The organism is Saccharopolyspora sp. NPDC003752 (genome assembly GCF_053605825.1).
Genome location: NZ_JBSGJZ010000070.1, coordinates 20,237 through 27,268 on the forward strand (window position 1 = coordinate 20,237; position 7,032 = coordinate 27,268).

The window sequence follows — 7,032 nt, forward strand, 5'->3', positions numbered from 1 at the left end:
GGGTCAGTGGCGGAACGGGCCGGTGATCTCGTAGGTGATGCCGCTGGAGGAGGAGCCTGATGTGCCGCGCTGCGAGGAGAAGTACAGCCGGTCGCCGGCCGGGTTGAACGCGGGCCCGCACAGCTCGGATTCGTCCTGGCCGTTCACCCGGACCACCGGGGCCACCACGTCGTCGGGCGTGATGATGCAGATCTCCATGTTGTCGCCGTCCTCGGCCACGTAGAGATCGCCGGACGAAGTGCCGGTCACGTTGTCGACGCCGCCGAGTTCGCCGCCGCCGTCGTAGACGAGTTCGAAGGTGTCGTCGGCGGCGTTGAACTGCCAGACCTGGTTCTCGCCCTTGGCCGTGAACCAGCACTTGTCGGAGGCGTAGTAGCAGCCTTCGCCGCCGTCGAAGTGCTTCGCGTCGGAGACCTGCTCGCGGGTCGGGGTGTCGCCGTCGTCGGGCGTCGGCGTGGGGACCTCCGCCCAGGTGGCCTTGCCCGCGGTCTCCGGCCCGGCGACCAGCACCTCCAGCAGCCCACCGGCGCCGAGGTCGCCCCAGTTGTCCGGCCGGAACCGGTAGAAGCAGCCGTCCGGTTCGTCCTCGGTCAGGTAGATGACCTTGCGCACCGGGTCGCAGGCCGCGGCCTCGTGGTTGAACTTGCCCATCGCGTCCCGCCGCACCGCGTCCTTCGCGCCCCACGGGTCGGTCTCGAACACGTACCCGTAGCCGACTTCCTCGCAGGAGAGCCAGGTGTTCCATGGTGTCGCCCCACCGGCGCAGTTGCGCCGCGTGTCGTCCAGGATGCGGTAGGCGTCGGCGATGCCGCCGCCGGAGTCGAACCGGACCGCGCCGACGCCGCCGCCCGGCTCGATCTCGGAGTTGGACACGTAGATCCAGCCGTCGCCGTCGACGAAGCAGGCCCCGCCGTCGGGCGCGTCGTGCCAGGTGTAGGACGTGCCTTCGACGCTCTCACCGGACCGCGCGATGATGCGGCTGGTGAACCCCTCGGGCAGTTCGATCCCGTTGTCATCGGCCGGAAGTAGCGGCCCGTACGGGCTCTCAGCCACCCGGCGGATCGGCCCGCCCACGGCGGCCCCGGTCCACAACCCGCCGGAGAAGGCGGCAACGCCGCCACCGATCACGGCAGCGCGGAGAAAAGAACGACGCCGCACAACGACTCCCTTCAGTCCGTCGGCGGCGGATCCCCATCCTGTCGGAACCGGGCGGATGCCAACTACCGCCGTTCGGTCCCACCGGACCTGGTCCGGCAACTCCCCGCACGGCCCTCGTTCGGGTGACGCCCGGCAGTGTCTTGGGGCTTCCCGAACGGGGTAATCCCTGGTCGGCAGCCAGAAGGAATTCGCGCGTCTTCCACTCGGAGGTGGTCAACGATGAAGGCAGTCGTGTACCAGGAGCCCTTCTCGGTCGCGATCAACGAGGTGGACCGGCCGACGATCCAGCACCCCAACGACGTGATCGTGCGGATCACCTCGACCGCGATCTGCGGCTCCGACCTGCACATGTACGAGGGCCGGACGGCCGCCGAACCGGGCATCGTGTTCGGTCACGAGAACATGGGCATCATCGAGGAGACCGGCTCCGGCGTGGCCAGCCTGAACCGCGGCGACCGGGTCGTGATGCCGTTCAACGTCGCCTGCGGTTTCTGCAAGAACTGCATGGCGGCCAACACCGGCTTCTGCCTGACCGTCAACCCCGGCTTCGCCGGCGGCGCCTACGGCTACGTCGCGATGGGGCCGTACACCGGCGGGCAGGCCGAGTACCTGAGGGTGCCGTTCGCCGACTTCAACTGCCTGAAGCTGCCGGCCGACGGCAGCCACGAGGCCGACTTCGTGCTGCTGGCCGACATCTTCCCGACCGGCTACCACGGCTGCGAGCTCGCGCAGGTCTCGCCGGGCGAGAGCGTCGTCGTGTACGGGGCGGGACCGGTCGGGCTGATGGCCGCCTACTCGGCGCTGCTGCGCGGTGCGGCGCGGGTGTTCTGCGTCGACCGGGTGCCGGAGCGGCTGGCCAAGGCGGAGGAGATCGGGGCCATCCCGATCGACTTCTCCGCGGGTGACCCGGTCGAGATGATCAAGGAGCAGACCGACGGCGAGGGCACCGACAAGGGCGTCGACGCGGTCGGCTACCAGGCGCAGGTGGGCGACGGCTCGAAGGAGGAGCCGGCCATCGTGCTGAACTCGCTGATCGAGACGGTGCGCCCGACCGGACGGCTCGGCGTGCCCGGCCTGTACGTGCCGGCCGATCCCGGTGGGCCCAACGAGGAGGCGAAGAAGGGGATGCTGCTCGTCTCGGTCGGCCGGATGTTCGAGAAGGGCCAGGTCATCGGCACCGGGCAGTGCAACGTGAAGCGCTACAACCGGCAGCTGCGCGACATGATCATCGCGGGCCGGGCCAAGCCCAGCTTCGTCGTCTCGCACGAGCTGTCCCTCACGGAGGCCCCGGACGCCTACCGCAAGTTCGACCAGCGGATCGAGGGATACACCAAGGTCGTCCTGCACCCGTGAGCTTCAGAGGTCGTGAGCGGCTGTGGTCGCCATGACGACCACAGCCGCTCACGACACGGGGCCGCAGATGCCGGTGCGCAGCATGTCGAAGGCGCACTCGGCGGCTGCGACGGCCTCCGGGTGGAGCTCGTCGGGGGAGCGGCCGCCGGCGACCTGGCGGACGTTCTCCTCGGCGAGCACTCGGAGCGCCGTGACCACTTGGTGCGCCGCGATGCGGGTCGCGATGCCCGCGGGCGCGCCGGCTTCGACGAGCGCGTCCGCCAGTGCCTCGGCCCTCCTCTCGGCGAAACCGAGCATGCGGGCCGAAAGGCTGGGCGTGCCGTCGATCAACCGGTGGAGGCCCCGGACTTCCGGGCTGTCGTTCAGACCGGTGATCGGATCGCGCGCGGCGAGCGCCGCCAGGTAGTGGCGCCGCAGCGCGGCGAGCGGGTCTTCGCCCGTCGCCCGGTCACGGACCACGGCTGCCGCTTCGCCCTCGTGGTCGGCGATGCGGTGCAGCACCAGGTCTTCCTTGGCCGGGAAGTACTTGAACAGGGTCGGTTTCGACACCTCGGCCCGCGCGGCGACGTCGGCGCAGGACACCGCGTCGAAACCGGATTCGAGGAACATCGCGATCGCCGCGTCCGCGATCGCCGTGCGAGTCCGCTGCTTCTTCCGCTCCCGGAGTCCGGCTCGTTCTGCCACGTCATCGAGGCTAGCACGGTCTCTAACTCGGTTAATTTTCTAACCGAGTTAAGCTTTGTGCTCCGGAACTGATTGGAGCACGCGAATGCGCATCGGTGTAGCCCTGCCCACCGACCACACCTCGCTCTCCGGCGAGGCGAACTCCGTGGACGCCCTCATCGGCCAGGTGAAAGAGCTCGCCGCCGCCGGGCTGACGTCGGCCTGGTTCACCCAGCGGTTCGACCACGACGCGATCACGGTGGCCGCGCTCGCCGCCCGCGAAGTCCCGGGCATCGACGTCGGCACCGCGGTCGTGCCGATCTACCCGCGGCACCCGATCGCCCTCTCGATGCAGGCCCAGACGGCGCAGGCCGCCGGCCGCGGACGCTTCACGCTCGGAGTCGGGTTGTCGATCAAGTCGTTCGTCGAGCAGACCTACGGGATCGCCCCGCATCCCAGGGTTCGCCACCTGCGCGAATACCTCGCGGCGTTGCGCGAGCTGCTCGAATCGGGCTCGGTGGACCTGAGCGGGGAAACGCTGGTCGCCAGGACGACGCTCCCCGCGAGCGTGCCCGGAGCCCGGCCGCGAGTGCCGGTGCTGGTGGCGGCGGCCGGTGATCTGACCCTGCGCGCGGCGGCCGAACTCGCCGATGGCGCGCTGCCGATCCTGTCCGGGCCGCGGACGCTGGCCGAGTACACCGTCCCCACCATCCGCCGCTACGCCGAAGCCGCCGGGCGGCCGGAGCCCAGGATCGCCGTGATCGTCTCCGGCGTGGTGACCTCCGACGTGGCGGGCGCCCGGGCTCGCGCCGAGGCGAACATGGCCTACTACGGGACCATTCCGTCCTACCGCGCGGCGCTGGACCGCGAGGGGATCGACAACCCCGCCGACCTGGTCGCGATCGGGGACGAGGAGTCGATCGCGAAGCAGGTGGCCGCGTACTTCGAGGCGGGCGCGACCGAGCTCATCTACACCCAGACCGCGATCGGTTCCGCGGCCGACGAGCGCCGGACCTGGAAACTCCTCGGCGAGCTGGCCGCGAACCACGCTCCGAGCCGACGACGAGTGTGCAGTTTCAATTGAGCGTTTTTCATCCTGGCCGGCCCGCAGCTGCGGGTCGTAAAGCTGCACGTCGATGGGGTGTCGCATGCGCCGCAGGCGCATAGCCCACCCTTGCAACCGGCACCGCCGCGGGTTCTCAGAGGCTTCCTGGCGAGGACGGCCCTGACGCCGTGTATTGGACATACATAAGTCAGGGCACCCACAGTCCAGGGAGCCTCTGAGGTTCCGCTACCCGCACCGCCACGCAAATCGAGGTTGGAAAACCTCATTGAAACTGCACACCCGTGCGGAGTTCAGCGGTCGAGGATGGTGCGGAGCGCCTTCTCCAGGTCGGCAGCTGTGCCGGGACCCCGGCTGCGCCAGGCGATGAAGCGGTCCGGGCGGACCAGCACCGCCCCGTCCGCGCCGACCCCGTACGGCCCGGTCCAGTCGCCGGTCACCTCGCCGCCGATCAGCTGCGGTTCCAGCCGGACCCCCAGCGCGGTGGCGACCTCCTCGGCGGCCCCGGCCCACGCTTCCGATCCGGTCAGCAGCACGAAACCCCGGCCGAACAGGTCGATCGTGGACACCTCTCCGTCCGGAGTGGACAGTCGAACGTGCGGGGCGCGCGAACCCGGGCGGCCCGTCGGGCTGGTCGCGTTCTCCAGGAGCTCGCCCTCGTCGCCGGGTTCCCGGACGACCGCGCCGTTGTGCCGATACCCGAACAGCAGCACGGCCGGGTCCTCGATCGGCGGCGCGTCGCCTTCCCGGGCCAGGTCGGGCCGGTTGCGCACGATGGCGTTCCGGAACTGGTTCTCCGCGATCAGCTCGCCCACCGGCCGCCGCTCCGCGTCGTGGCTGTCGAGCAGCCCCGGCCCGGCCTCGCCGCGGAGCACCGCCGCGAGCTTCCACGCCAGGTAGAAGCCGTCCATCACGGCGGTGTTGCCGCCCATCCCGCCGTGCGGCGGCATGGTGTGCGCGGCGTCGCCGACCAGGTGCACCCGGCCGGCGCTGAACCGGTCGGCCACCTGCATGGTCGTCACCGTGCTGTCCGTCGCCAGGATCTCGGCGTCGAGCCCGGGCACGCCGGTGGCCAGCCGGATCTGCGCCAGGCTGCGCTCCTCGGTGAAGTCCGCCGGCTCCTCGTGCGCCGGGTCGTAGCCGACGCCGACCACGAACTGGTCCGGGTGATCGGTGCTGACCACCACGCCGTTGCCGCTGGAGAGCTCCGGGTTCTGCAGGTAGTACATGACCTGGCGGTCGCCGACGACGGCCGACAGGTCGGCGCGGACCAGCCAGTGGATCGAGTGCCCGAGGGTGCCCCGGCCATGGGTGCCGATGCCGAGCCGCTCGCGGATCGGGCTGCGGTGGCCGTCGGCGGCGACCAGGTAGTCGGCGTGCACCTCGCGGGTTCCGGTGGCGTCGGTGAGCACCGCGCGGACGCCGTTCTCGTCCTGCTCGAAGGAATCCAGTCGGGTGGAGAAGCGGATCTCGGCGCCCAGTTCGCGGGCGCGCTCGGCCAGGATGCGCTCCGCGCTCGCCTGGCTGGCGTCGGCCGACCCCGCCGGCGTCAGGTGGTCCAGAGACAGGAAGGTGTCGTGCAGGATCTCGCGGAACACCGGGCCGCTCGCGCTTTGCGCTATGCGCAGCAGGAATCCCTGGCTCTTGGGCGACGCGTCGAGCATGGCGGATTCGAGGCCGACGAGGCGGAGCGCCTCCATCACGTGGTTCTGCTGGCCTCGCGCCTTCGGGTGGGTGGAGGTGCCCGGGTGGCGCTCCACCACCAGCGACGGCGTGCCGTGCAGGCCCAGGAAAACGGCGGTCGACAGGCCGGACAGCCCGGCGCCCACGATCAGGACTGGAGTTCGTTCGGACATCGGTGACCCCTCTTGCGAACAGTGTTCGTGACTTACGAACGATGTTCTACTCGCGAACAGTGTTCGAGTCAAGTACGGTGTTCGAAGCACCGATCGAGAAAGTGGTGAACGATGTCCCTGCCGGTTCCGCCCTGGCAGCAGCGCGCCGTGCGCGACCGGGCGGCGAAACGGCCGCTGAGCCTGGAGCTGATCGTGCGCACCGCGCTCGAACTGCTCGACAGCGAAGGCCTGGACGCCGTGAGCATGCGGAAGGTCGCGCAGCGGCTCGGCACCGGCGCGGCCTCGCTCTACGCCTACGTCCGCAACAAGGACGAGCTGCACGAACTCATGCTCGACCTCGTGATCGGCGAGATCCGGGTGCCGGAGCTCGACCCGGAGAAGTGGCAGGAGACGCTCAAGGACCTGATCCGCCAGCAGGTCGAGGTGCTCACGGCGCACCCGGGCATCGCGCAGGTCGTGATGCGCACCCCGGCGCCGGCCGGGCCGAACGCGCTGATCGTCTCCGAGGCGATGATGGCCGTCCTCCGCTCGGCCGGATTCTCCGACCGCGTGGTGGCGTTCTCCGTCGACACCCTCGCCCTGTTCGCCACGGCGGTCGCCATGGAGCGCAGCGCGGACTTCGGCCTCAGCGACGCGGAGCGGGGCGAGCGGATGGAGATGATCGGGCGCTACTTCGCGGAGCTCCCGGCGGACCGATTCCCGACGATCGTCGCCCTCCTCCCGGCACTGATGTCCGGCGACGAGGGCGAGCGCTTCGAGTTCGGCCTCGACATCCTCATCCGAGGCATCGCCGCCCACGCCACCGACTCGGTCTGACGCAATTTCAATGGAAATCAGAGGTTCGATTTCCATTGAGGTGATCTCAGTAAGGATTGGACGAACAGGGTCGCTTGGTTTGGTGTGTGGCGACGGCTGGGGCATGCCTGGAGGAAGTGGGAC

General features: G+C 69.9%; 6 protein-coding genes. 3 read left to right on the forward strand and 3 right to left on the reverse strand.

Annotated elements, in window-relative coordinates:
• Window positions 1-3: 3 nt before the first annotated feature.
• Complete coding sequence (locus tag ACWEV3_RS42420) at window positions 4-1,158, reverse strand: alkaline phosphatase PhoX (protein WP_452619332.1); 1,155 nt, start codon at window positions 1,156-1,158, stop codon at window positions 4-6.
• A 219-nt stretch (window positions 1,159-1,377) separates the two neighbouring features.
• On the opposite strand from ACWEV3_RS42420, the gene ACWEV3_RS42425 reads away from it, so the two are divergent.
• Entirely contained in the window at window positions 1,378-2,511 is a 1,134-nt protein-coding gene (locus tag ACWEV3_RS42425; RefSeq protein WP_452619333.1) for a glutathione-independent formaldehyde dehydrogenase, read from the forward strand.
• A 48-nt stretch (window positions 2,512-2,559) separates the two neighbouring features.
• Here the strand turns inward: ACWEV3_RS42425 and ACWEV3_RS42430 are convergent, their stop codons facing one another.
• Entirely contained in the window at window positions 2,560-3,195 is a 636-nt protein-coding gene (locus ACWEV3_RS42430) for a TetR/AcrR family transcriptional regulator (RefSeq protein WP_452619334.1), read from the reverse strand.
• 85 nt (window positions 3,196-3,280) lie between these two features.
• Here ACWEV3_RS42430 and ACWEV3_RS42435 point away from each other — a divergent pair, with 85 nt between their 5' ends.
• Window positions 3,281-4,258, forward strand: coding sequence for a TIGR03564 family F420-dependent LLM class oxidoreductase (locus ACWEV3_RS42435; protein WP_452619335.1), 978 nt, complete (start codon window positions 3,281-3,283; stop codon window positions 4,256-4,258).
• A gap of 272 nt (window positions 4,259-4,530) precedes the next feature.
• Here the strand turns inward: ACWEV3_RS42435 and ACWEV3_RS42440 are convergent, their stop codons facing one another.
• Entirely contained in the window at window positions 4,531-6,093 is a 1,563-nt protein-coding gene (locus tag ACWEV3_RS42440; RefSeq protein WP_452619336.1) for an FAD-dependent oxidoreductase, read from the reverse strand.
• Window positions 6,094-6,204: 111 nt separating this feature from the next.
• Here ACWEV3_RS42440 and ACWEV3_RS42445 point away from each other — a divergent pair, with 111 nt between their 5' ends.
• A complete protein-coding gene (locus tag ACWEV3_RS42445) occupies window positions 6,205-6,909 on the forward strand; it encodes a TetR/AcrR family transcriptional regulator (RefSeq protein ID WP_452619337.1) in 705 nt (234 codons plus the stop codon).
• Window positions 6,910-7,032: the final 123 nt, after the last annotated feature.